The sequence below is a fragment of the Litchfieldella qijiaojingensis genome (genome assembly GCF_014651875.1).
Taxonomy (GTDB): Bacteria; Pseudomonadota; Gammaproteobacteria; order Pseudomonadales; family Halomonadaceae; genus Litchfieldella; species Litchfieldella qijiaojingensis.
In genome coordinates, this window is record NZ_BMXS01000005.1 from 1 (window position 1) to 25,366 (window position 25,366).

Sequence of the window (25,366 nt, forward strand, 5' to 3'; positions counted from 1 at the left end):
TGGCGCTGTCGGTGGCGGTGGCCGTGGGCGACGAAGCCGCCGACGCCCTGATCGGCAAGATGCAGGAGCAGATGAAGACCCTCAAGGTCGGCCCCTTCTCCGACGCCGAGAACGACTTCGGCCCGGTGATCACCAAGGCCCACCAGGAGAAGGTCTGCGGCTATATCGACAGCGCCGAGGCGCAGGGTGCCGAGATCGTGGTCGACGGCCGCGGGGTGCAGGTGCCGGGCCACGAGAACGGCTTCTATGTCGGTGGCACCTTGATCGACCGCGTGACTCCCGACATGACCTGCTACCTCGAGGAGATCTTCGGTCCGGTGCTGCTGGTGGTCCGTGCCGGCTCCATGGAAGAAGCCATGCAGCTGATCGACGATCACGAGTACGGCAACGGCACCTGCATCTACACTCGCGATGGCGAGGCGGCCCGTTACTTCAGCGACAACATCCAGGTGGGCATGGTCGGCATCAACGTGCCGCTGCCGGTGCCGGTGTCCTACCACAGCTTCGGTGGCTGGAAGCGCTCGCTGTTCGGCGACCTGGCCGCCTACGGGCCGGATGCCGTGCGCTTCTACACCAAGCGCAAGACCGTCACCCAACGTTGGCCGTCGGCCGGGGTGCGCGAAGGAGCGCAGTTCTCCTTCCCCTCATGAGGGCCGCGGTGGCATGACGTGATGTCACCCTCTGGGCTTTGCAGCCGAATCGGATGTCCCGGTTCGGCTGCTTTTTTTCCCGCCTGACGATGTCATCCCATGTTCTCATAGTCTGGCGCTGATCTCGGCGGTACCGACCGGCATTTCCTCCCAACCACCGGCCAGGGCCTTGTAAAGCCCGACCAGCGCCGTGGCGGTACGGGTGTGGCTGCGCGCCAGGCTGTCCTCGATCTCCAGGCGCGAACGCTCGGCGTCGATGACCTCCAGGAAATCGACGACACCGACCTCGAAGCGCTGGCGTGCTTGACGTGCCGCCTCGGCACTGGCCTCGGCGGCGTCCTGCAGGTGCTCGCGCTCGCGACGCGCCTGGGCGTAGCGTGCCAGGGCGGTTTCGGTTTCCTCCAAGGCCAGCAGGATCGCCTGTTCATAGCGGGCCAGGTTGGCTTCGGCGTCGGCATCAGCGGCCGCCATGCGTGCCCGCACACGGCCAATGTCGAGGAACGACCAGTCGATGCCCAGCGCGATCAGCCGCGTTTCGCTATCACGGCTGAACAGATCATCGGTATTGGCCGCCTGGGTTCCCAGCAGCCCACCCAAGGTGAAGCGCGGATAGAGATCCGCGGTGGCAACGCCGATCCGCGCACTGGCAACCTCCAAGCGACGCTCAGCGGCAGCGATATCGGGACGACGACGCAGCAGCTCACCTGGCAAACCAGTAGCAACCCGGTCAGGCAACGCTGGCAATGGCGCCGGCGCTTCCAGCACGGCGACCAGGGCACCGGGCTCCTTTCCGGATAGTACGGCGATGCGGTGCGTCAGCGCGGCGATCTCGCCTTCGAGTGCCGGAATTCGCGACAGCGTGGTCTCGAGCTGTGCTCGGGCGCGAACGCTGTCGAACTCGATGCCTCGCCCTGCCGCAAGGCGCGCATCCACCAGTTCCAGCGACTCGCGCTGGTTATCGGCATTGGCTCGAGCGACTCTGAGTTGCTCCTGCAACCCGCGCAGCTGGAAATAGCTATCGACCAGTTCGGCGACCACCACTACCTGTACTGCACGCAAGTCGGCCGCCGTGGCTTCGCTCTCGGCACGCTGGGCCTCGACGCTCCGTCGCACGCGACCGAAGACGTCCAGTTCCCAGAAGGCCAAGATCCCGGCATCAAAGCTGTCGGCGTCACGCTCGGCACGTGACACACCCGGCATCTGGTCGGCACTCAGACGCTGATTCGCGACCCCGGCCTCTGCTGTGATGTCAGGTGTCAGGTTCTGCCGCGATTCACGCAGCAAGGCACGGCTTCGATCATAGCGAGCCAATGCGATACGCAGGTCATGATTGGTGGCCAGAGTTTCCTCTACCAGTTGCGTCAGCAACGGATCGTCGAAGCGCTGCCAGAACTCGGCTTCCACTGGCTCGGTGGCATACAACGATGTATCGGCGCGTACCAGAGATTGAGGTTCCGGCAGCTCGGGCGACTGGTAGTCGGGCCCCACGGCACAAGCCGTGAGCAGCAACGATAAGGCAATCGGCAGTAGCTTACGCACGGTATTCACCCTCCGCTGGCAGGGGTTCCTGCGGCGCCCGATGGAAGCGCTCGGCCAGCTTGCGCAACGCCACGTAGAACACCGGCGTCAGGAAGAGCCCGAACAGCGTGACGCCAAGCATGCCGGCGAACACCGCCACGCCGAGCGCCTGGCGCACTTCGGAACCGGCGCCACTACCCAGCATCAACGGCACCACCGCCGCGGTGAAGGTGATCGAGGTCATGATGATCGGCCGCAGACGCAGACGGCAGGCCTCCAGCGCCGCTTCGATGATGCCTCGCCCTTGTATCTCCAGCTCTCGGGCGAACTCGACGATCAGGATGGCGTTCTTGCACGCCAAACCTATCAACACCACCAACCCGACCTGAACGAAGATGTTGTTGTCGCCCCCCATGAACCGTACCCCGAGCAGCGCCGAGAGCATGCACATCGGCACGATCAGGATCACCGCCAGCGGCAGGGTCCAGCTCTCGTAGAGCGCGGCCAGGGCCAGGAACACCAGCAACACCGACAGTGGGAACACCACCAGCGCGGCGTTGCCTTGGGTAGCCTGCTGGAAGCTCAGATCGGTCCACTCGAAGGTCATGCCGCCTGGCAGCACCCCGGCGGCAAGTTCGCTCAGCGTGTCCATCGCCTGCGCCGAGGACAGCACACGCGGATCCGCCTCGCCGGCCAGGTCGGCGGCGGGATAGCCATTGTAGCGCAGCACCGGGTCCGGACCGAAGGTCTGACTGATCTTCACCATCGAACCGATCGGCACCATCTCGCCGCGCTCATTGCGGGTGCGCAGGTTGGCGATATCCTCGACGCTATTACGGAAGGAGGCATCGGCTTGGGCGATCACTTGCCAGGTGCGACCGAACTGATTGAAGTCATTGACGTAGGTCGAACCGAGATAGGTCTGCAGGGTGTCGAACAGCTCCGTCAGCGGCACCCCTTGGGCCTTGGCCTTGATTCGGTCGACTTCGGCGTCGAGCTGCGGCACGTTGGCCTGATAGCTGGTAATCGGGAAGCCCATGCCTGGAGTCTGCGCGATAGCCCCCTGGAACGATTGCACCGCGTTCTGCAACGCGCCATAGCCGAGCCCCGCACGGTCCTCGATGAACATCTGCCAGCCGTTGCCGTTACCTAGGCCAAGAATCGGCGGCGGCATGAACGCGAACGCGAAGCCTTCCTGCAGTCCAGCGATTTTCTGGTTGATCTCGGCGTTGATCTCGGCCGCCGTGCGGCTACGCTCGGAGAATGGCGCCAAGGTCAGGAACACCACACCGCTGTTGGGCGTATTGGTGAACTGCAGCGCATTGAGTCCCGGGAAGGCTACCGTGTGAGTCACGCCCTCGGTCTCGATGGCGATCTCGCCAACCTTGCTCAGCAGCGCATCAGTGCGCGACAGCGAGGCCCCTTCCGGCAGCTTGACGCCGGCAATCAGGTACTGCTTGTCCTGGGTCGGGATGAAGCCCGGAGGCACCGCATTGAACATCACCCCGGTCGCGACCAGCAGTAACGCATACACCACGAATACCGCCCCGCGCCGGCCCAGGATGCGCGAGATCGCGCCCTGGTACTTCGCCGAACTGCTGCCGAAGAAGCGGTTGAAGGGCCGGAACACCCAGCCGAACAGCAGGTCGATCAAGCGTGTCATACGGTCCTTGGGCGCGTCGTGGGGCTTGAGCAGCATCGCCGCCAACGCCGGAGACAAGGTCAACGAGTTGATCGTGGAGATCACCGTGGAGATGGCGATAGTCGCCGCGAACTGGCGGTAGAACTGGCCGGTGACACCGGACAGGAACGCCATCGGCACGAACACCGCGCACAGTACCAGGCCGATGGCGATGATCGGGCCGGACACCTCCTTCATCGCCTGGTGGGCAGCAGCTAACGGCGCAAGTCCTTCGGCGATATTGCGCTCGACGTTCTCCACCACCACGATCGCGTCGTCGACCACGATACCGATCGCCAGCACCAGGCCGAACAGGGTCAGGGTGTTGATCGAGAAGCCCAGCAGATAGAGTGCGGCGAAGGTGCCCACTACCGACACCGGCACCGCGATCAGCGGAATGATCGACGCGCGCCAGGTCTGCAGGAACAGCGTGACCACCAGCACCACCAGTAGCACCGCCTCTAGCAAGGTCTTGACCACTGCCTCGATCGAGTCGCGCACGAAGATGGTGGTATCGTACACCGCCTCGTACTCGACCCCTTCGGGGAACCACTGGGCCAGTTCGTCCATGGTGGCGATGACGCTTTCCTGGATCTCCAGCGCATTCGCTCCCGGCGCCTGGAAGACACCGATGGCGACCGCGTCATTGCCGTCCAGCTTCGAGCGCAGGGTATAGTCGCTGGCGCCCAGTTCCAGACGGGCGACGTCGGCCAAACGCACGATCTCGCCGTCGGCACCGCTCTTGACCACGATGTCGCCAAACTCCTGCTCGGTGGTTAGACGGCCCTGAGCGTTGATCAGGGTCAGGAAGTCGCTGTCGGGCATGGGCTCGGCGCCGAGCTGGCCAGCCGAAACCTGCACGTTCTGCTCGCGCATCGCCCGCACCACGTCGCCGGCCGTGAGTCCGCGCGCGGCGATCCTGTTCGGGTCGAGCCAGGCGCGCATGGCGTAGTCGCCGCCGCCGAAGATCTGCGCGTCACCGACACCCTGAATGCGCGCCAACGCGTCCTTGACGTGCAGACGGGCGTAGTTGCGCAGGTACAGGGTGTCGTAACGGCCATCCTCCGATGTCAGGTGCACCACCATCAGGAACGTCGGCGACTGCTTCTGCGTGGTCACGCCCTGCCGGCGCACGTCCTCAGGCAGCCGCGCAAGCGCCTGGTTGACCCGATTCTGCACCTTGACCGCCGCATCGTCCGGATCGGTACCGGGGCGGAAGGTCACGGTCATCTGCAGCACACCATCGGAGCCGGCCACCGACTTGAGGTACATCATGTCCTCGACGCCGTTGATCTCCTCTTCCAGCGGCGCGGCCACGGTTTCGGCGATGACCTTGGGATTGGCGCCGGGATAGACCGTGCGCACCACCACCGACGGCGGCACCACGTCCGGGTATTCGCTGACCGGCAGCAGCGGTATGGTGATCGCACCCGCGATGAAAATGAGGATCGACAGCACCGCGGCGAAGATCGGGCGGTCGATGAAAAACTTCGCGAAGTTCATGGCAAGACTCCATCATCGGAGTGGACGCTTGGCGCCCGCTCCGGGGAACACATCAACAACATCGGCCGTCAGTGTGCCGCCGAAAGGTCGACCGTCAGCGGGGAGTCGCTCATGTCGACGTTCTGGGCGGCCACCGGCATTCCCGGGAAGAAGATGCGCTGAGCGCCGCGCACCACCACGCGGTCGCCGGGATCGAGCCCGGAATTGATCACCCGCAGCCCCTCGGCCATGCGTCCGAGTTGCACGTCCTTGCGCACGGCGACGCCCTGATCATCGACAACGTAGACGTACTTGCGGTCCTGGTCGGTCAGCACTGCCTTATCGTCGATCAGGAGTGCATTGTCGGAGTCGTTGCCGCGCAGTTGCACGCGCGCGAACATGCCGGGAGCGAAACGCCCATCGCGGTTGTCGAGCACGGCGCGCATCAGGATGGTGCCCGCCGAGGTGTCGAGCTGGTTATCGACGAAGTCCACCTCGCCTTCATACGGATAGCCGATGTCAGAAGCCAGTCCGACACGTACCGGTGTGCGTTCCTCCCGCGAACTGGGCCGCTCCCCAGAACGCTCCATGGCGCCATAGCGCAGATAGCTCTGCTCGTCGGCGAAGAAGTGCACATGGACCTGGTCGAGGGAGACGATGCTGGTCAGCGGTGTGGTATCGGACACCAGGTTGCCCGCGGTGACCAGAGCCCGCCCGGTGCGGCCGGCGATCGGCGCGCGCACTTCGGTGTACTCCATATTCAGGCTTGCCGTCTCGACCACGGCGCGCGCCGCCAGCACATCGGCTTCGGCCTCTGCCGACGCTGCGCGGCGCTGATCCAGCTCCTCGCGGGAGATGGCACGGGTCTGCGCCAGCGCTTCCGCCCTGGCGGCCTCGGCACGGGCCAACTCAGCTCGCGCCTGGGCCCGCTGGAGATCGGCCTCGGCACGCGCCAGTTCGGCGCGATAGGGACGTTGATCGATCACGAACAGCACATCGCCCTTGTCGACGATCTGGCCCTCGGTGTAATTGATGCGTTCAATGTAGCCAGCCACGCGCGGACGCAGCTCCACCGTTTCCACCGCTTCGATATGACCGGTGAACTCATCCCAGAAACTCACATCCTTCACCACCACTTCGGCCACACTGACCTCGGGCGGTGGTGGCTGCTGCTGAGCGCTATCCGCTTGGGTATCGCAACCTGCCAGAAATGCGAGCCCCAGCAGCATGGAGATAACCATGTGCATTCGCCTGGAGCTCGAATGATGGAACATCTTGTGGACGTTCATGAGTGCCCCTCTCGACCCTTCGCTTATCTGTGCCAACGCCGACCAGTTTGTGGTGGGTATAAGTGCTCTACATGCCCTTAGTCGTCGGACAGAGCACAAAATCGACATTATCGGCGCTGGTGAAGTGCATGAAGATAAAGCGATTAAGCCGACTTGATTAGTCGGGCTTTGAGGGAAATACTGTTCCATTGACGGGATAGTCACCGTGCAGCCCGCCTTCCGCGATCCCCCGCCTCGGACACGCATGCACGGGAAAAGGACAATGACATGTTACAGGATCTCAACGACGTCTTGATCTTCGCCAAGGTCGTGGAGCAGGGAAGTTTTACCGCAGCGTCGAAGTTACTGCGCATTCCCAAGACCACAGTGAGCCGCAAGGTTCAGGAACTGGAACAGCGCCTGGGTGCCCGGTTGCTGAACCGCACGACCCGCAAGCTGAGCCTGACCGAGGCCGGCGCTGTCTACTTCGAGTATTGCAATCGCATCGCCCAGGACCTGGGGGAGGCGGAAAGCGCCGTGCATCGACTCGAAGGCAGCCCACGCGGCTGGTTACGGGTCACGGCTCCATTCACGATGTGCACCGAATTCACCTCGATCCTGATCCGCGACTTTCGCCTGTTGTACCCTGAGGTCAAGATCGATCTGGTGCTGTCCAACGAGCGCCTCGATTTGGTCGCCAACCAGATTGACGTGGCGCTGCGAGTCGGCCCCTTGCCGGACTCCAGCCTGATCGCCCGCCCCTTGGCAAGTTATCGCTCGTTCGTCTATGCCAGCGACAGCTACATCGCCCGTCATGGTGAACCCCGCAAGCCGGCGGATCTGGCATTTCACCCGACCCTGGCAAAGGCCGCCGACAAGCGCAGTCAACGCTACTTCTGGCAACTGCACAACGGTGCGCGAGAGGAAGAAGTCGCCATCGATCCCATCGCCGTGGCCAACGACCCCTTCGTGCTGCGGCGCCTGCTCATCGAAGGACACGGCGTGATGCTGGCCAGCGAGATCGTGGCCTGCTGGGGACCGCAAGAGGGGCGTCTGCATCGTGTGCTGGAAGGCTGGTCGGGCCCGGAAGTCGAACTCAATGCCGTGTTCCCCGGGGGACGACTCATCTCGCCCAAGGTACGCAGTTTCGTCGATATGGTCGCCGAACGCATGCAGATCGACAGCGACTTCACCGCCGACTGGCAACCACCCGTTCGTCCCGTGGCATCCACCGAGCCCGAGAGTGAAACGGAGACCGTGGACGAAACGGCTTGAGGGGGGTGACCGAGACGCTCAGCCTTCATGGGATCGAAAAGCCCGTGCGGATCTGACTCGCCATGACCTTGGCCCCCGGTGCCGTGGGACTTGCCACCTGCAGTACCAGATGTGAGCCGGGCAGCGGTGGCAAGCCAAGCGCGGCCGGCGCCTGCAACGTCCCGGGCAGTGCCGTGCTCTCGCCCAACACGCCGATCCCCACACCGGCCCGAATGGCACTGGCAACCCCTGCCACACTGGCGCTGGAATAGACGATCCGCCAGGCTTGCCCGCTACTCTCCACGGCATCCAGCGCCCACTGGCGCCACCAGCAGGCATGATCGAACAGCACTAGCGGCAAAGGATTGCCTGGCTCCAGTTCCAAGCCCTCGCCGATGAACCAGCGAGTGGGATCATAGCGCAGTACCTCACCATGAACTGGCTGACGGTCGACAATGAGGATGCCCAGGTCGAGCGCCCCTCGGGCCAGGGCTCGCTCGATGCCAGCGCTCGGTTCGCAGCGCACTTCAAGCTCGACCCGCGGTTGCTGGCGTCGAAACGCCGCCAGCAACTCGGGTAACCGGCTGGTCGCATACTCCTCGGCGATTCCAACGTGCAATCGGCCCTGCTCCGGGGCAATATCCAGAACCTGCGCCGCATCGGCAAGCGATTGCACCACCCGCCTTGCATAAGGAATCAACCGCTCCCCTGCTTCGGTGGGCAACACCGTCTGCTGGCCACGCACCAGCAAGGGATGTCCGGCCTGCTGTTCGAGTTGCTGGATCTGCATGCTGGCGGCCGACTGGGTGCGATGAATGCGCCGTGCCCCTTCGGTAAAGCTTCCCGCATCGACTACAGCGAGGAATGTCGCCAGCCATTCGCTCTTGATGGTCACCTCATCAGACTCCCTGATGCCAAATATCAGAACTATTCGTTTCCCTGATTTATCTCTCCAGCCTAGCATCGAACGGCGCGGAGAGGATTATCAGCATGAAGTCATCGATCAACGAGGTATCCCGGGTGTGGTGGCTGGCCGCTCTTACGTTGCTGGCCGGTTCCTGGCTGGAGGGGAGTATCGGCTTCCTCCTGGCGGTATTCGGTGATCTGCTCGCGCTGATACCGCTGGTGGTACTGGCGGCGGCTCTGGCAGGGTGGCTCGGCGCCTCGACCGGTGCCGAAGGCCTCAGCCGTTGGCTGCGACAACGGCCAGGTACGGCAATCGTGACCGCGAGCGTCATTGGAGCCATCACCCCGGTATGCGGAATCGCCATGGTGCCACTCGTCGCTGCCTTGTTACGTCATGGAGTGCCCATCAGCGCTGCCATGGCCTTCTGGCTCTCCTCACCGATCACCGATCCCGGCATGTTCATCCTGACACTCGGTTTTCTGGGCTGGCCCTTTGCTGCGGGGATGGTGCTGGCCGCCTTCGGCCTGGGGCTATTGTCCGGCATCATCACGCATCGCCTGCGTCTCGAAGATGCATTGAACATTGTCTCCGTGTGCGGTACCGAACGTCACAGGGTGCACGCCTGGCAGGAAAGCCTGACCACTTTCTGGCTGATCGTGCGCTGGCTGTTGCTGGCACTCGGCCTCGAAGCCCTGATGCGCGACTATCTCCCTGAGTCCTCGGTCGTTCAGCTATTGGGCAGCGACAGCCTGGGTTCGGTCCCCCTGGCGGTACTGATCGGCACTCCCCTGTATCTCGAAGGCTATGCTGCCCTGCCGCTGGTACGCGGATTGATCGAGCTCGGCATGTCACAGGGGGCGGCGATGGCGCTGCTGATCGCCGGGGGCGCGATCAGTCTCTATACAGCCGTTGCCGTGTGGTCGCTGGTCAGTCGCCGGTTGTTCGCACTCTACATGGGGTTCGCGGTGGGCGGGGCAATGCTGGTCGGCTGGCTGACCGACCTTGTCGTCCACCTGTTGGCGTGACCGTCAGCGACCTTCACTGCATGGCCAGTCGCATGGAACGGAAACGGCGGCGATACTGGCTGGGAGTCAAGCCGACGCGGCGGCTGAACAGACGCCGGAAGAAACTGGCATCGGCATAACCGACCAGTTCGGCGATGGCTTCGACCGGTTCATCGGTGGTTTCCAGGTACTGCTTGGCTTCCTCGAGGCGCAGCGTGTGCACGTACTCCATCGGCGTCATGCCGGTGGCGAGCTTGAAACGGCGTTTGAAGGAACGCTCGGTCAGGCCGCTGAGCTGCACCATGGCACATACTGGCGCGGGGGTGTCGTAATGCTGACCTGAGCCTTGGCGATCACGGCATCCTCGACCTGGCGTGAGGTCGACAATGCCGCATAAGGGCGTTGCCCCTCACGGTGCCAGTCGATCAGGTAAAGGCGGGCAAGATGCATGGCTTCCTCGGTGCCCACTAGACGTGCCACCAGAAACAGCGCCAAATCCAGCCATGAAGTGCCGCCACCGCCCATGACGATACGTTCGCCCTCGCCCGTCGCCACCAATGCGCGGTGGGCATGCACACGAACCTTCGGATAACGTCTGGCGAGAGTGTCGCAATAGGCCCAGTGAGTCGTAGCCTCGCCACCATCGAGCAACCCCGCCTCAGCGAATATCAACGCCCCCGTGCAGGCCGCGGCGAGCAGCGTTCCCTGCGCATGACAGGCCCGCAACCATTCGATTTCAGTTTCATGTCGCCCCGTCAGCGCTTCGTCGGGGGCGACCATCAGATCGGGAATGCAGATGGCCACCGGGGAGTGACAATCGGCGAGCCTGGCATCCGGCTGTATCCAGGCCCCGTTGCTCGCGCGAAAGCCCTGGCCATCCACCGAAACGATCTTCGGTTCGAGAAGCGCCCGGCCGGGACAGCCGTGCATCACGACGTCCCAGTCGCGTCCCGCCGAACTGAACAGGTCATACAGACCATAGAGCGTCGACGCCGTCGCCTCGGGGGTGGCGAGCAAGGCAATCGACAGCGCCGGCGCCTCGGCCATGGCAGAAATCTCTCGTTTGCGTCGCAAATCACTTTAGCCCACTCGCTCGCCGAGCAGTAGCGTACTCCTTGCATCATCACCAACAAGAAATCGATAAGGAGTTTGTCATGTGCGATATCATCGCTCCCGTCACACCACCAGCCATAACGTCGATGCCTTCGAGGCGCGTCTGCTTCATGCTCTCAACGAGAGCGGACTGATGTTGCTGATGTCGATCGGGCACCGTACCGGCCTCTACGAGACGCTGGCTGGTCAGACCCCCATGACCAGCCTCGAACTGGCCGAACGCGCCGGTCTCGATGAGCGCTACGTGCGCGAATGGCTGGGCGGTATGGTCGTCGGCGGCATCGTTGAGATCGACCCCGACAGCCAGCGCTATTGGCTACCCGATGCCCATGCGTCACTGCTGACCGATAGTGGCCCCTTCAACCTGGCCGTCTACTCGCAGTTCTTCGGCCTGCTGGGCGCCGTGGAGGACGATATCGTACACTGCTTCCGCGAAGGCGGTGGCGTGCCCTATTCCCGTTATCCGCGCTTCCACGAGATCATGGCCAGCGACAGCGCCCAGACGGTATTGCCGGCGTTGTTCGATAACATCCTGCCGCTATCGCCAGGGCTGATCGAGCGGCTCGAAAGTGGCATTCGGGTACTGGATTGCGCCTGTGGCCGTGGTCGCGCCCTGCTGATGATGGCCGAGCGCTTCCCGGCCAGCCGTTTCACCGGCTACGACCTGTCGGAGGAGGCCATCGCTTGGGGACAAGCCCGCGCCACCGAGACCGGACTCGATAACCTGCGCTTCGAGGTCCGCGACCTGAGTGACTTCGACACCACGGCGAAGCCGGAAGCCTTCGAGTTGATCACCACTTTCGACGGCATCCACGATCAGGCCAAACCGCTCAACCTGCTACGTGGCATTCGCCGCAGCCTTTCGCCGGACGGGGTCTATATCGCCCAGGACATCCATGCCTCGAGCCACCATCATCAGGACCGCGACCACCCATTGGGTACCCTGTTGTACGCTGTCTCCGTCACCCACTGCATGACCGTCTCGCTGGCCCAGGGAGGTGAAGGATTAGGGACCATGTGGGGGCGCGAGCGGGCCTTGGAATACTTTCACAAGGCTGGATTCAGCGACGTGCAAGTTCACCAGCTCGAGCACGATGTGCAGAACGACTACTTCGTGTGTCGCCCCTGAATCGCGGCACATAAAAAAACGAGCCGTCGCCCGGAGGGGGCGACGGCTCGGTATTCTTTCGAGCGACTGACGTATATTACTTGGCAGCCTTGGCAGTGCTCTTGGAAGCTGCCTTGAGGTTGTCCTCGGCCAGCTTCTGGCTCTTCTGCACGAACTCCTGATTCAGGGCAGCAACCTTCTCGGCGTCGTCCTTCAGGCGCTCGCTAATATCCTGAGCGACTTTCTGCTGGCCTTCGACGTAGCTGCGCAGCCCTTCGGCATCCTTGATGTCGAGAGCGGCACGGGCCTGGCTCAGGCCGACGTCGGAATAAGCCTTGGCGGCTTCGAACTGGGCAGCCATCAGCTTCTCGGTGTAATCCAGGGTCAGCGTCGCATAGGTACGGGCCGGGGCGAAGAACAGGGATTCGAACTGCTCAGTGGTTTGGTCGAGAGTAGCGTTGCTCATGGAACACCTCCATTGGATTGCCAGTAGAAAGCGCGTTGCCTTCTGTTGCAATGCAACATAGCAAACTTTTTGTTGCGATGCAACATGAACGCTTCGATTCGCTATCCACCGTCTCATCACTGACACTAGGCCTAGAACTTTACGCGACGGGCGTTACGCTTCGATGACTCGAGCGTAGGGAAGCACTAGGCTTACCCGGGTGCCCTCCCCCACCCGACTGTCGATCTTCAACTGCGTGCCATGACGTTCACAGATTTCGCGTACGATCGACAGACCCAACCCCGATCCATCTCCACGTGCGAGGCCCGACCGGGTGCGATAGAAGCGCTGGGTCACCATCGGTAGCTCTTCGGCATCGATGCCTACCCCGTTATCGATGACCGCCAGACGCACGCCATCCGCCAACGCCTCGGCTTCGAGCCGCACCTTGCCGCCAGCAGCAGTGGCGTGCAGAGCGTTGTCGAGCAGGTTGGACAACACCCGGTCGATCAGCCCCAGGTCAGCGTCCACCCAAGGCAGCTCAGGATCGCAGGCGGCCTCCAGGGTGACACCGGCGTGGCGCGCCTGATGCTGGAACTTGCCAACGATGTCGTGGGCCAGCTCGGACAGCGAAAACGGCTCGCGCTGGAGCGGCCGGTCGTCGGCATCCAAACGTGCCAGGGTCGAGAGCTGTTGGGCAAGACGGGTCAGACGATCGACATTGTCGAGAATCGCGGCCAAGGTCCGCCGCCGCTCCGCGTCCAGGACCGAGCCTTGGGACAACAGCTGTTCGGCATAACCACGCAGCGAGGTCAGCGGCGTGCGGAAATCGTGGGAAAGATTGGCGATCAATTCGCGGCGCTGGCGATCGGTTTCTTGCAGGGCCTGGAGCTGCGCCTCGATGGTCCCGGCCATATCGTTGAAGGCCTTGGCCAGGCGTCCGAGCTCATCGTCGCTAGGCGCGACGATACGCTGCCCGTAGTCACCCTCGGCGAAGCGTTGCACCGCTACCGTCAAGCGCGAGAAATGCCGGGTCAACAGTGCGAACCATACCAGGCCGAAAATGCCCGAGACCAATAGCGCCATCAGCCCGGCGGCCACCAGGGTGCGAGTGATGGAACTGGTGCGCAGCATGGCGAACATCGAAGCCTGACCGGCATTGTCGAGATCGGTGTACAGGTAGCCAGGGCGGCGTTGCTCACCATGCTGGATAGGCGCCACGGAGAAGATCCCGGGATCGTCACCGCAAGGCGACGTCGTCAGCACCGGTAGCATGGGTTCCTTGCCCAGCAAGGTTTCCAGCGCCTCGGGATCCACCTGCTGTCCCAACCCGCAGGCAGGCTCGCCATAGTCGGCGATCACCCAGCCATTTTCGTCGAGCACATATAGCGACAGCGAGGGATTGATCGAGAGGATATGATGGGCCATGTCGCGAGCAGCATCACTGTCGGCACCTTGCCGCAACGCTGGCTGCATGACTTGGGCAAGGTTTTGGGCGAGGTCGATTTCCATCCTTTGCTGCAGTTCCCGGGCGAGCTGATTGAACTGGCTGATGGCGATCCAGGCAACGGCCACCGACAGCAGCAGCAGGCTGGTGAGATAGACCAGGGCGATACGCGCATAGAGACTGCGCCCCAGGCGGGCGACCTTGTGGATCAGCGCTCTCATGGATGCTCGTCACCGGCAAATCGGTAGCCGACGCCCCAGACCGTCTGGATGAAACGCGGCTTGGCCGGATCGGTTTCGATCTTGCCGCGCAAGCGGTTGATGTGGGTATTCACGGTATGGTCGTAGCCGTCGAATTCTTCGCCCCACACTCTGTCCAGCAGCTCGCCGCGCGTGAAGCTGTGGCCGGGATGGCGCGCGAACAACGAAAGTAGTGCGAACTCCTTGCCGGTGAGCTGAACCGGCTTTCCTTCCAGCGTCACGCGATGCTGGTCGATATCGATGACCAATGGGCCATAGCCCAGCGGCGGGGCGGCAACGATACCATCATCGGTATTTACCGCTGGTCGAACGCCACGGCGCAGCAAGGCCTGAACCCGGGCCAGCAGGATCGGCATGGCGAAAGGCTTGGTGACATAGTCATCGGCACCGATCTCCAGGCCGACCACCACATCGCGGATCGCAGCCTTGGCCGTGACCATCAACACCGGCGTCTGGCTGTCGTGACGGCGTAGCCGGCGACACACATCCAGTCCATCCACCCCCGGCAACATCAGGTCCAGCATCACCAGATCATAACGCACCCCAGCCGACTCGCTCGTCAACAACGCCAGTGCCGCCTCGCCATCGCGAACCCAGTCACAGGCGTAATCCGCCGCCGCCAACGACTCCGTCAGCAGCTTGCCAATCTCGGGATTGTCTTCGACACACAGGATCCGATAGGACATCGCGGAGTTCTCGCCAGACATCTGCCCCTACTCTAGGGCCGAAACATTCTCCCTGCATCACGAAAACATCACGAAAAAAGTCGTCGCGGCGTGACGGTTTCGTGATGAACCGTTCGTGATGCCCCGATAGCTTGGCATTGCCGATCAGGACAACTCCATCGGCGACCGACTCACGTAAGGAGATACGAGATGATGAACCTGCTGAACCATCCCAAGACCACACTGTTTGCCATGCTATTCGCCTCTGCTTTGCTGCTGCCGACTGCCGCCCTTGCCGACCAAACCATGGAAGGTGACAGCATGGAACACGACGCCATGGCCTCCGACCAGATGGGCAGCGATGCCATGGGAGACAAAGGTGCAATGATGGAAGAAGACGCCATGGGAGATGAAGGCGCGATGATGGAAGAAGAGCCCATGATGGAGGAAGAAGACGACATGATGTCGGATGACGATGCCATGTGACGCTCGGCTCGCTGCTGGCCGGTGCCGGCATTCCCCAACCGGCCGGCATTTTTCTCGACCTTCACCCGAGGGAGGGTTCCGCAATGCGTGTCTTCGATACGTTGTTTGGCACGAACAGGGACCAAGCGCCAACAGTCATCCAGCGACACAGCGCGTTCACCCGCATCTGGCATTGGGTGAACGCTATCTGTCTGTTGGTGCTGCTGATGAGCGGCCTGCAGATCTTCAATGCCCACCCAGCGCTGTATTGGGGCAAGGATTCCCATTTCGACAGCCCGGCACTATCGATTCGCGCCGTGAGCGGCAATGACGGCGAGCTGCGCGGCATCACTCAAGTTGGCGCTTATCGCTTCGACACCACTGGCGTACTGGGCGTCTCCGGTCCTCGCGAAGCCCGCGAGCGACGTGCCTTTCCTGCCTGGATCACCTTGCCCGGCCCGCGTTGGCTGGCCATGGGGCGTGAGTGGCATTTCCTGGCCGGCTGGATCTTCGCCCCCATGTTGATCGCCTATCTATTGTACCTGGCCATCAGCGGTCAGCTGAGGCGGCGCCTGCTGCCACGCCGACATGAATGGCGAACCCTCGGCCATACCCTGTATGAGCACCTGCGGCTGCGTTTTCCGCGAGGCGAAGAAGCACGTCACTACAACCTGCTGCAGAAACTTGCCTATCTGCTGGTCCTGTTCGTCATCACCCCACTGATCGTACTTACCGGGCTGACCATGTCGCCGACCATGGACGCCGCTTGGCCCTGGCTGCTGGATGTCTTCGGTGGCCGCCAGAGCGCGCGCACGATCCATTTCCTGTGCGCCGTGGCGCTGGTGGGCTTCTTCCTGATTCATATCGTGCTGGTGCTGGTCTCCGGCGTCGTCAACAACCTGCGCTCAATGATCACGGGGCGCTATGTGCTGCCCCCCGAGAAGGAGGCCGACAATGAGTAACCCGACCGATCCTCGACGTCGACGTTTTCTGACGCGTTCGCTGCTGGCCACGAGTGCGGTCCTGCTGGCCGGTTGCGACCGACTGTCACGCAGCGACGCCATGAACCGGCTATTCGATGCCAGCAAGGCCCTGACCCAGCGCACGCAGCGTCTGCTGGCTTCCCGTGAATCCCTCGCACGCGAATACGCACCCGAGGACATCGCCCCGAGCTTTCGCGCCAACGGCACCACCAATCCCCAGGACGAGGCCTATCGACGCCTGGCGGCCAATGGCTTCCGCGACTGGCGCTTGACGATCGACGGCCTGGTCGAACGTCCTCAGACCTTCTCGCTCGACGAGCTCAAGGCCATGCCCTCGCGTACCCAGATCACCCGTCACGACTGCGTCGAAGGCTGGAGTTGCATCGGCCAGTGGACCGGCGTAGTGCTCGGCGATCTGTTGGCCCAGGTAGGCGTACGCGATGAGGCGCGCTTCGTGGTTTTCCATTGCGCCGATCGCTATCGTGGCACGGATTCCTATTACGAAAGCCTGGACATGCTCGAGGCCTACCACCCACAGACGCTGCTGGCCTACCGCCTGAACGGTGGCGACCTGCCCATCGCCAATGGCGCCCCATTACGGCTGCGGGCCGAGCGACAACTCGGCTACAAGATGGCCAAGTATGTGATGCGAGTCGAACTGGTGGAGAGCTTTGCCCATCTCGGTCGCGGCCGGGGCGGTTTCTGGGAGGACCGTGGCTATCAATGGTGGGCGGGGATATAGGGAATTTAAGTATCTCGCTTTGGGCTCGATTGCAGCCATGCCGGTAGCGTCTTGGAGGCGCGACCGGTACAAGCGGCAGTGACACAGTCGGCAAGACTGCCGAAGCGCACGGCGCGCCCGCTCAGGCCGGGGGCGTAGTGGGCGTACTTGCCGGAGTTGGTCATCAAGGTACGCGCTGCCGGTGGAAAGACGGGCTCGGAGATCGAGCACCAGCAGATATCGGCATGCAGGCGTAATCCGGCGGATTCCAGTCTCGCTGCAAGGCCTTCGGCGCGCGCTGCGTTCAGAGTGTCGCGTCCCAGCGTGACGATGCCCGTTACGCCCGGGTGACAGCAGCGTCCCGCCATTAGACGGGCGAGTGTTCGGCACTCTTCGAGCGAGAAATGGGGGCTGCCGAATGAGACGAGTTCGATCTCGTCGGGGCCGGCATTGAATTGCTGCCAGACCTGCGCCAGGTCATCGCAGGAGATCGTCACCCTGTCGGCGTCGGGTGCCACGAGGCCGGCTTCCGGTGTTACACCGTCAACGTGCAGCATGGGCGCGGCCGATGTCGTGCCGAAAGCCGCGCAGAGCGCCTTGAGATCGTCCGCGGTCGGCGTGAGATGTTCGACGCCGGTCAGCAACGGAATACGATCGGGCGCCAGTTGGCCAGCCAGATATCCCAATAGCGGCCAGAAGGCATCGTCGTGCTCGAGTGGTGCCTCGATTTCAATGACACGACGTGCGGCACGTTGGTGGTCAAGATAGACGCCATAGTAAGGTGCGCGCCCAGTTAGCGCGATACAAAGATCCAGTAGATCCGGATGTTTGGCCGTACGTGCGCCCAGTACGCTGTTGGCATAGATCACGGCGTTGGACTCGGCCCAAGCGATGACGTCACCCGCTTGCGGCGTACTGTCCAGCAAATAGGGGGCACAGGTGAAGCTGGGCCGTGCGCCCATCTGTACGTAGGCGTCGGCCAGTCGACTGGCCGGTTGACCGAACGACGACGGAACGCCTTGGTGGCGCCAGTTGGCATGATCGACCGAGATCGAATTCATGGTCGTGGGTACGCGAACGCGCGCCTCCATCTCGGCGAAGATCTCTGCAAACCGCAGTAACGCCGGGCTTGCGTAGATACAGCCGTCGATGTGCACCTGATTGACATCGATAAGATGTGGCGCGCCTTCGATGATGGCCATGTCGTAAAGAATACTCATGGCGGCCTTCAAGGCGGGACCTTCGTTACCTTCGAGCATGGCGCGGTCGTTTGACGTCAGCTCGATGTGATCGGTAGCCATCGCTGGCAGCTGTAGATCGAGGCCTTCTGCCACAAGTCTGTCGCCATCGATAGTGGCCCGCTCTTTGGAGCAGAACGCCGCGAAGTCATCTGCATCAAGCTGCACGACCGGGATCGTCTTACCGAAGACATGCTGGGCGACGAGAGCCCCCAACGTCAGTACGCTTTCGGGCTCGTGAAAGATGAGCGCAGCCGGTGCATGGCCATTCTGGATCAACTCGAGCAACACACCGCTGCCGGTACAGGAGCCACGACTCGTGGGCATGGCCAGCAGCTTGCCATCAACACTTTGCCCCCTCAGAGGGTGATGAGTGTCGATAACCTTGCCTGTTGAGGCATCCACGCCACCCCAGAAACTTAATCCCTCCTGGCCAGCCAGAATCGCCGCGTCGGCGCGACCGGAAATGATACTTCGCGTCATACTACCCCTCCTGTTCCCTGAATCGGTTGAGGAGACCCAAGCATGCCACGTCTCACCACCTGAGCCTGACCTTGTCAGGTAGGCAAGGCGGCCCATACCGGTATTCGCACCCCGTTGCCGGGCGGCAATTCCCTTTGCCGCCCGGCAGAGCCGGCAAGTCTATTCAGCCGTCGCTAGCAGGCTGGCGTTACCGCCCGCGGCGGTGGTGTCGATGCAGAGATGGCGTTCCACCACATAGCGTTCCGGCGAGATGGTTTGGGTCTCGAGCGACACGATGGGGCCGTCGCGCTTGGCGAGCGCGATGCGCAGTTCGCGGGTCCAGTCGCTGGCGCCGGAAGCGGCCACGGCAGCGATGCCCTTGACCGCGGTCAGCGTCTCGGCCGCAACGGTGCCGTCGAGCGCGGCGACGGGCGCCCCGGCATCGATCAGCGGTTGCACGGCCTGTGCAACGCCTGGAGCGACGAGCACCGCCGGACAGCCCGCGCCGAGCGCCTGCGCCGCTTGGGCGACGGCGATATCGAGCGTCGGCCCAAGGCAGAGTACCGTGCCCTTCGGATAAAACGACAGCCGGTTGCTTTCCCCCGTCGGCCCCGGAAGCGTCTGTGGCGTCATATCCAGGGCCGCGGTCTCGGCGAGCGCCTTGCGGATCACGCCGCCCTTGCCGCTCAACGCCTTGCGCAGCACCTCGACCCGATCGGGTCGCGCCGCCCAGTTGCGCGCATCCAGCCCGTCGATGGCCGACTGGAGATCCCCGGGTGTCACTGCGTCGCCCTGGGGCGCCTCGTGGCTCTCTGCGGCGGCGGTCCGGCGGAACCGGGTGACGTAGAGGGGGCCTCCGGCCTTGGGCCCGGTGCCCGAGAGGCCCTCGCCCCCGAAGGGCTGGGAACCAACGATGGCGCCGATCTGGTTGCGGTTGACGTAGATATTGCCGACATGGACACGTTCGACGATCTGCTGCACGCGGTCATCGATCCGGGTATGCAGGCCGAAGGTCAGCCCGTAACCCTTGGCGTTGATCTCGTTGACCACCTCGTCGATGTCCCGCGCCTTGAACGTGGCCACGTGCAGGATCGGTCCGAAGATCTCGCGCTCGAGATCATCGATGCCCCCGACCTTGACCACGGCCGGGCTGACGAAGGTGCCGCCGTCCGGCGCGGGCAGCTTCTTGAGTACATTGCCGGTCTTTTCCTGCGCCGCCACATAGGCGCTGATGCTGTCCCGCGCCTCGGCGTCGATCACCGGCGAGACGTCGGTGTCGGTATTCCACGGATCGCCGATGGCGAGCGCGTCCATCGCGCCGTCGAGCATCGTGAGCAACCGGTCTCGCGCCTCTTCCTGGACATAGAGCATCCTGAGCGCGGAACAACGCTGGCCGGCCGATTGGAAGGACGAGATCAGGATGTCGCGCACCGCCTGCTCGGTCAGCGCCGTCGAGTCCACGATCATGGCGTTCAGCCCGCCGGTCTCGGCGATCAGCACCGCATCCGGCCCCGCATTCTGCGCCAGGGCCTTGTGGATGATCTGCGCCACCTCGGTCGAGCCGGTGAAGCATACGCCAGCGATCCGCGGATCGCTGGTCAGCGGCCCGCCCACCGTCGGCCCGTCGCCGGGCAGCAATTGCAGCGCCGCCTCCGGCAGGCCGGCCTCGCGCATCAGTTCGACGGCACGGGCGGCGATCAGTGGCGTCTGCTCGGCGGGCTTGGCGAGCACCGCGTTGCCGGCCGCCAGCGCCGCCGCGATCTGGCCGGTAAAGATGGCGAGCGGAAAGTTCCACGGGCTGATGCAGACGAAGATACCGCGGGCGCCGCCGGGCTCTTCCGTCTCCAACCGCTCGCTCTCGTTCGCGTAGTAGCGCAGGAAATCCACCGCCTCGCGCACCTCGGCGATGCCATCGAGAATCATCTTGCCGGCTTCGCGCGTCGCGATCACGGTCAGCTCGGCGATGTGTTCCTCGTAGAGATCGGCGGTCCGGCGCAGCACCTCGGCCCGCTCTGCCACCGGCCGCGCCGACCAGTCGCGGAAGCCGTCCTCGGCGGCGTCGAGCGCGGCCGCCACCTCGGACGGGGTCGCCTCATGCACCTTTCCAACCACGCGTGAGCTGTCGGCAGGAGAAATGGCATCGCGAGCCGGCCCCTGCGGCGCCGGGCTACCGGCAAGCATGGGCCCGGCGGTCCAGGTCTTGTCGGCGAAACCCTCGCGCGCTGCCAGCAGTGGCAGGATCGAGGCGGGTTCGTTGATCCGGAAGCCGCGGGAGTTCTTACGCTCGGGCGCGAAGAGCTGGCCGGGCAGGGAGATCGACGGGCTGGCGATGGCGTCGCCCAGGCGTTGCATCTCGGCCACCGGGTCGCGCGCGACCTCGCTCGGGGGAATCGAGTCGTCCACCACCTGGTTCACGAATGAGGAGTTCGCCCCGTTCTCCAGCAGACGGCGTACCAGATAGGCCAGCAGGTCACGGTGCGCGCCGACCGGTGCGTAGATACGGCACCGCGTGCCCTCCGACTGCTTCACGATGTGGTGCAGCGACTCGCCCATGCCGTGCAGGCGCTGGAACTCGAAGCTGTCCTTGTCGTCGCCCGCCATGGCGACAACGGCGGCGCAGGTATGGGCGTTGTGGGTGGCGAACTGCGGATAGATGCGGTCGCGCCGGTCGAGCAGCATCTGCGCGCAGGCCATGTAGCTGACATCGGTGTTGACCTTGCGGGTGAAGACCGGGAAGGTCTCGACGCCCATCTCCTGCGCCAGCTTGATCTCGGTGTCCCAGTAGGCGCCTTTCACCAGCCGCACCATGATCTTGCGGTCGAGCCGCTCGGCGAGGTCATAGAGCATCTCGATCACCGGCGCGGCGCGACGCCCGTATGCCTGCACCACGATCCCGAATCCGTCCCATCCGGCGAGGCTGGGGTCGGACAGCAGCGCCTCGATCACGTCGAGCGACAAATCCAGCCGGTCCTGTTCCTCGGCGTCGATGTTGAAGCCGATATTGGCCTTGGCCGCCTGCTGCGCCAGTTCCAGCGCGCGCGGCACGAGTTCGGCCATCACCGTTTCGCGGTGGGTGTATTCATAACGCGGATGCAGCGCCGAGAGTTTCACCGAGATCCCGGGGCTGGAGCGCACGTCGCCCTTGGCCTGCTTGGCGATCGCGGCGATCGCCTTGGCGTAGGCCTCGTGATAGCGCACTGCATCGGCGTCGGTACACGCTGCCTCGCCCAGCATGTCGTAGGAATAGGTGTAGCCCTGTTTCTCGAGCTCGCGGGCATTCTTCATACCCTCCTCGATGGTCTGGCCGAGCACGAACTGGCGCCCAAGGATCTTCATCGACTGACCGACCGCGGTGCGCACCACCGGTTCGCCCATCCGGCGCACCAAGCCGCGCAGCGCCCGCACCGGTCCCTTGGGATCGTCTTCCAGCACCTTTCCGGTCAGCATCAGCGCCCAGGTCGAGGCGTTGACCATCGACGACGAGGACTTACCCAGGTGCGCGCCCCAGTCGGACGGCTCGATCTTGTCGTGGATAAGATCGTCGATGGTCTCCGCGTCGGGCACGCGCAGAAGCGCCTCTGCCAGGCACATGAGACCGACACCCTCGGCGGTCGAGAGCCCGTATTCGGCCAGGAACGCCTCCATCATCGTGGGCGACGTCTCCTTGCGCACGCGTTCCACATAATTGGCGCCGACAGCGGCCACCTTCCGGCGCTCGTCCTCCGACAGCTTGATACGTTCGACAAGCCCGTGCAGCACGGCAGCCTCGTCGGCCGCATAGTTGGCGCGGATGCGCGCCCGCGATTCGCTCACAGTGCCATGGTGGCGCATGGTGTCTTCGCTCATGGTCGATCTCCCCTTGTCACCCGACACGCAGCGTCGATGCGCCGACTCGGATCCTGTCGTTATTGTCGAAAGGCAATGCATGGATTGAGCATCCCCCTCCAGCATACCCGCCCTCACCGTTGGAAGCGCGTGACACGGTAAGGCTCGAGGTCCAGCGCGGGGGACTCTCCCATCACCAGGTCGCCAACGAGTTCTGCCGTGACCGCCGCCTGGGTGAGGCCCAGGTGTTGATGGCCGAAGGCGAAGTGGATCGCCGGATAGGCGGGATGGGTATCGATCACCGGCAGGGAATCGGGCAGCGTCGGACGAAAGCCCATCCACTCCTCGGCGCTGTGGTCGAGGCCCCGGCCATCCGCCAGCAAGGCCCCGGCATGGTGGCGCAAGGACACATAGCGACGCGCCACCGGCGGCAACGTCAGCCCGCCGAGCTCGGTGAAGCCGACTACCCGCAGGCCGCAGCTCATCGGTGTCATCACGCAGCGCCGCTCGGCCGATCCCACCGGCTGGCGCAGCGCCCGCCCCCGGGCGGGCAGGGTCAGGTGATAACCACGCTCCGTCTCCAGCGGGATCGACAGGCCGAGCCCGGCGGCCAGCCGATGGCTCCAGGCGCCCGCGGCGACCACCGCCTGGTCCGCCTCCCACTCCCCCGCGTCGGTGTGAAGGCGCACGCCTTCGCCACGGGGTTCCAGCCGGGTGACGCTCGCCCGGCGCAGCTCGCCGCCGCGGGCCTCGAAGGCCGAGGCCAGCCGGCGGACCAAGGCATAGGGGTCGCGCACCTGGTGGGCGCCGTGGAAGTAGAGCCCGTGGCTCAGCTCGCCCGTCAGTCCCGGCTCGCGCTGGCGCAGCGCCGCCGCCTCGAGCCATTCCACCTCATGTCCCCAATGGCGCAGGTGTGCCATCTGCTCTTTGGCTGCAGCCCGGCCTCGGTCAGACTCCCAAACCAATAGATACCCCGAGGCCACCAACTCCTCCTCGGCCCCGATATCGGCCAGGCAGCGCCGCCAGGCCGCCACTGCGGCGCCGTTGAGGGCCGCCAGTGCCTGGCGCCCCTTGGCTACCTGGGCGGGACGGGCAGCAGCGATAAAGCGCATCAGCCAGGGCACCAGCCGCGGCAGGTAGCGGAATGGCAGGGCGACGGCCCCATGGGGATCCAGCCATAGCCGCGGGGCCTGGCGGAGCATGGCCGGGGTGGGCAGCGGGTCGATCAGCTCGGTGGCCAGGAAGCCGGCATTGCCGTAGGAGGCGCCCTCCCCCGGCGCCAGGGGGTCGAGCACGGTGACCTCATGGCCACGGCGCTGTAGGGCCAGCGCGGTGGTCATGCCCACCACGCCGGCGCCCACCACGGCGACCCGGGAGCACAGGTCGACGTCGTTCATCAGCGTGCCTCCGCCTGGGCGGTGGTGGCCTCATCCGCCTCCACCTCTTCGGGCTCGGCACGCCGGGAGAACCATCCCAACTGGGCATAGAGGATGCCGAACAGCGGCGACAGCCAGCAGGCGAAGGCCAGCGGGATGTAAAGCAGCTGGCTGAAGTCGCCGGCGGTCACGGTCAGGCCCAGGGCGCCGATCACGAAAGCCCCGCCCGCGTTCCAGGGCACCAGCGGCGAGACCAGGGTGCCGCCCTCCTCGATGGCCCGGGATAGGTTGAGCCGCGAGTAGCCGAGCTGGTCATAGGCCGGCTTGTACATGCGACCCGGCAGGGCGATGGACAGGTAGACGTCGCCGGACACCACGTTGGTGGCGATGGACGTCAGGATGGCACTGGTCTGCAGCCCTCGGAAGCCCTTGAGGCGCTTCATGATGGCGCCGACAATGGCTTCCAGGCAGCGGGTGCGCTCCAGGGCGCCACCGTAGGCCAGGGCGAACATCATCAGGGTCACGACCCAGGTCATCGAGGTGACGCCGCCGCGATTGAGCAGGCTGTCCAGCGTCGCGGTGCCGGTTTCGATGGAGAAACCGCTGTGGGCGAAGGTCAGGGCATCGTGGATGGTCGCGCCCTGGGTCAGGATGGCTACGCCGCCGCCCAGCATCACCCCGGTGAACAGTGCCGGGATCGGGGCCACCTTGAAGAAGGCCAGGCCGATGACCACCACCAGCGGCAACAGCTGCCAGACCCCCATCTCGAAGCTGTCGGCCAACCCCTGCTTGATGAGGTCGATGCGCTCGAGGGAATGCCCCACCCCGGCCTCGGCGCCGCCGACGACCCAGTAGACCGCCAGGGCGATCAGCATGGCGGGAATGGTGGTGGGCAGCATGTAGCGGATGTGGTCGAAGATGTTGGTCTCGGTCACCGCCGGCGACAGGTTGGTGGTGTCCGACAGCGGCGAGATCTTGTCACCGAAGAAGGCCCCGGAGACCACTGCACCGGCGGTCCAGTAAATGGGGACGCCGAAGGCATCGCCGATCCCGATCAGCGCCAGCCCCACGGTGCCAACGGTGGTCCAGGACGAGCCGATGGATAGCGAGACCATCGAGCACATCAGCATGGCCGCGGCCAGGAACCAGCTCGGGTCGATCAATTCCAGCCCCAGGTAGATGAGCATGGGGACGGTGCCGCTGGCGATCCAGGTTCCCACCAGCATGCCGACGATGATCAGGGTGGCAATGGAGGGCATTGCCACGTGGAGAACCCTGAAGGCGCCCGACTCGATGTCCTTCCAACGGTAGCCCTGTAGCCAGCCGACCAAAGCGGTAATACCGAAACCTATGGCTAGCGGGATATGTGGGGTGAAGTCGTCATAATAGAAGATCTGCACCGCCAGTAGCGCGATGGTCAGCACGATGGGGATCAAGGCCAGCGGCAGGCTCGGTACAGGGATGTCAGGGACAGAGTGGTCTTTCATCTTGCTT

Annotated in this window: 20 protein-coding genes; 7 read left to right on the forward strand and 13 right to left on the reverse strand. The window is 64.0% G+C overall.

Annotation, left to right across the window (positions count from 1 at the left end; all coding sequences use genetic code 11):
• On the forward strand, positions 1–650 hold a 650-nt coding region (locus IE093_RS06970; RefSeq protein WP_189467564.1), incomplete at its 5' end, for an aldehyde dehydrogenase family protein.
• Positions 651–755: 105 nt separating this feature from the next.
• Here the strand turns inward: IE093_RS06970 and IE093_RS06975 are convergent.
• The 3 genes from IE093_RS06975 to IE093_RS06985 form a co-directional block, all read right to left on the reverse strand.
• The gene (locus IE093_RS06975; RefSeq protein ID WP_229803330.1) at positions 756–2,189 is read right to left on the reverse strand and encodes an efflux transporter outer membrane subunit; all 1,434 of its coding nucleotides are present in this window, start codon (positions 2,187–2,189) and stop codon (positions 756–758) included.
• Complete coding sequence (locus IE093_RS06980) at positions 2,182–5,352, reverse strand: efflux RND transporter permease subunit (protein ID WP_189467569.1); 3,171 nt, start codon at positions 5,350–5,352, stop codon at positions 2,182–2,184. The genes IE093_RS06975 and IE093_RS06980 overlap by 8 nt, the downstream gene beginning before the upstream one ends.
• 68 nt (positions 5,353–5,420) lie before the next feature.
• Entirely contained in the window at positions 5,421–6,605 is a 1,185-nt protein-coding gene (locus IE093_RS06985; protein ID WP_422730966.1) for an efflux RND transporter periplasmic adaptor subunit, read from the reverse strand.
• Between the two features lie 282 nt (positions 6,606–6,887).
• On the opposite strand from IE093_RS06985, the gene IE093_RS06990 reads away from it, so the two are divergent.
• On the forward strand, positions 6,888–7,874 hold the full coding sequence (locus IE093_RS06990; RefSeq protein WP_189467573.1) for a LysR family transcriptional regulator: 987 nt from the start codon (positions 6,888–6,890) through the stop codon (positions 7,872–7,874).
• A 25-nt stretch (positions 7,875–7,899) separates the two neighbouring features.
• On the opposite strand, the gene IE093_RS06995 is transcribed toward IE093_RS06990, so the two are convergent.
• Positions 7,900–8,748: a LysR substrate-binding domain-containing protein gene (locus IE093_RS06995; RefSeq protein ID WP_189467575.1), complete on the reverse strand. Its 849-nt coding sequence runs from the start codon at positions 8,746–8,748 to the stop codon at positions 7,900–7,902.
• 95 nt (positions 8,749–8,843) lie between these two features.
• On the opposite strand from IE093_RS06995, the gene IE093_RS07000 reads away from it, so the two are divergent.
• The gene (locus tag IE093_RS07000) at positions 8,844–9,785 is read left to right on the forward strand and encodes a permease (protein WP_189467577.1); all 942 of its coding nucleotides are present in this window, start codon (positions 8,844–8,846) and stop codon (positions 9,783–9,785) included.
• A gap of 13 nt (positions 9,786–9,798) precedes the next feature.
• Here IE093_RS07000 and IE093_RS22425 read toward each other — a convergent pair whose 3' ends face one another.
• Together IE093_RS22425 and IE093_RS07005 are read right to left on the reverse strand one after the other, a co-directional pair.
• Positions 9,799–10,068, reverse strand: coding sequence for a helix-turn-helix domain-containing protein (locus tag IE093_RS22425; protein ID WP_229803334.1), 270 nt, complete (start codon positions 10,066–10,068; stop codon positions 9,799–9,801).
• Positions 10,047–10,811, reverse strand: coding sequence for a DJ-1/PfpI family protein (locus IE093_RS07005; protein ID WP_229803335.1), 765 nt, complete (start codon positions 10,809–10,811; stop codon positions 10,047–10,049). The genes IE093_RS22425 and IE093_RS07005 overlap by 22 nt, the downstream gene beginning before the upstream one ends.
• A gap of 109 nt (positions 10,812–10,920) precedes the next feature.
• Between IE093_RS07005 and IE093_RS07010 the strand changes: the two genes are divergently transcribed.
• Positions 10,921–12,006 (forward strand): class I SAM-dependent methyltransferase, encoded by a 1,086-nt coding sequence (locus tag IE093_RS07010; RefSeq protein ID WP_229803338.1) that lies wholly within the window; start codon positions 10,921–10,923, stop codon positions 12,004–12,006.
• A 76-nt stretch (positions 12,007–12,082) separates the two neighbouring features.
• On the opposite strand, the gene IE093_RS07015 is transcribed toward IE093_RS07010, so the two are convergent.
• The 3 genes from IE093_RS07015 to IE093_RS07025 all read right to left on the reverse strand — a co-directional run bounded on the left by IE093_RS07015 (position 12,083) and on the right by IE093_RS07025 (position 14,823).
• Complete coding sequence (locus IE093_RS07015) at positions 12,083–12,451, reverse strand: phasin family protein (protein ID WP_189467579.1); 369 nt, start codon at positions 12,449–12,451, stop codon at positions 12,083–12,085.
• 153 nt (positions 12,452–12,604) lie between these two features.
• Complete coding sequence (locus tag IE093_RS07020) at positions 12,605–14,098, reverse strand: sensor histidine kinase (RefSeq protein ID WP_189467581.1); 1,494 nt, start codon at positions 14,096–14,098, stop codon at positions 12,605–12,607.
• Complete coding sequence (locus tag IE093_RS07025; RefSeq protein ID WP_189467583.1) at positions 14,095–14,823, reverse strand: response regulator transcription factor; 729 nt, start codon at positions 14,821–14,823, stop codon at positions 14,095–14,097. The genes IE093_RS07020 and IE093_RS07025 overlap by 4 nt, the downstream gene beginning before the upstream one ends.
• A gap of 189 nt (positions 14,824–15,012) precedes the next feature.
• On the opposite strand from IE093_RS07025, the gene IE093_RS07030 reads away from it, so the two are divergent.
• From IE093_RS07030 to IE093_RS07040, 3 genes are read left to right on the forward strand one after another with little or no spacing between them, the layout of a single operon-like run.
• Complete coding sequence (locus IE093_RS07030; RefSeq protein WP_189467585.1) at positions 15,013–15,288, forward strand: hypothetical protein; 276 nt, start codon at positions 15,013–15,015, stop codon at positions 15,286–15,288.
• On the forward strand, positions 15,285–16,229 hold the full coding sequence (locus IE093_RS07035) for a cytochrome b/b6 domain-containing protein (RefSeq protein WP_229803340.1): 945 nt from the start codon (positions 15,285–15,287) through the stop codon (positions 16,227–16,229). Before IE093_RS07030 ends, IE093_RS07035 begins: the two co-directional genes overlap by 4 nt.
• Positions 16,222–16,992: a molybdopterin-binding protein gene (locus IE093_RS07040; RefSeq protein WP_189467587.1), complete on the forward strand. Its 771-nt coding sequence runs from the start codon at positions 16,222–16,224 to the stop codon at positions 16,990–16,992. Before IE093_RS07035 ends, IE093_RS07040 begins: the two co-directional genes overlap by 8 nt.
• Positions 16,993–16,997: 5 nt before the next feature.
• On the opposite strand, the gene lhpI is transcribed toward IE093_RS07040, so the two are convergent.
• From lhpI to nhaC, 4 genes are all read right to left on the reverse strand, one after another.
• On the reverse strand, positions 16,998–18,692 hold the full coding sequence (gene lhpI, locus IE093_RS07045; RefSeq protein WP_189467589.1) for a cis-3-hydroxy-L-proline dehydratase: 1,695 nt from the start codon (positions 18,690–18,692) through the stop codon (positions 16,998–17,000).
• A gap of 159 nt (positions 18,693–18,851) precedes the next feature.
• A complete protein-coding gene (gene putA / locus IE093_RS07050; RefSeq protein WP_189467591.1) occupies positions 18,852–22,517 on the reverse strand; it encodes a bifunctional proline dehydrogenase/L-glutamate gamma-semialdehyde dehydrogenase PutA in 3,666 nt (1,221 codons plus the stop codon).
• A 113-nt stretch (positions 22,518–22,630) separates the two neighbouring features.
• Positions 22,631–23,893, reverse strand: coding sequence for an NAD(P)/FAD-dependent oxidoreductase (locus IE093_RS07055; RefSeq protein WP_189467593.1), 1,263 nt, complete (start codon positions 23,891–23,893; stop codon positions 22,631–22,633).
• Entirely contained in the window at positions 23,893–25,359 is a 1,467-nt protein-coding gene (nhaC, locus tag IE093_RS07060; protein ID WP_189467595.1) for a Na+/H+ antiporter NhaC, read from the reverse strand. Before nhaC ends, IE093_RS07055 begins: the two co-directional genes overlap by 1 nt.
• Positions 25,360–25,366 lie beyond the last annotated feature (7 nt).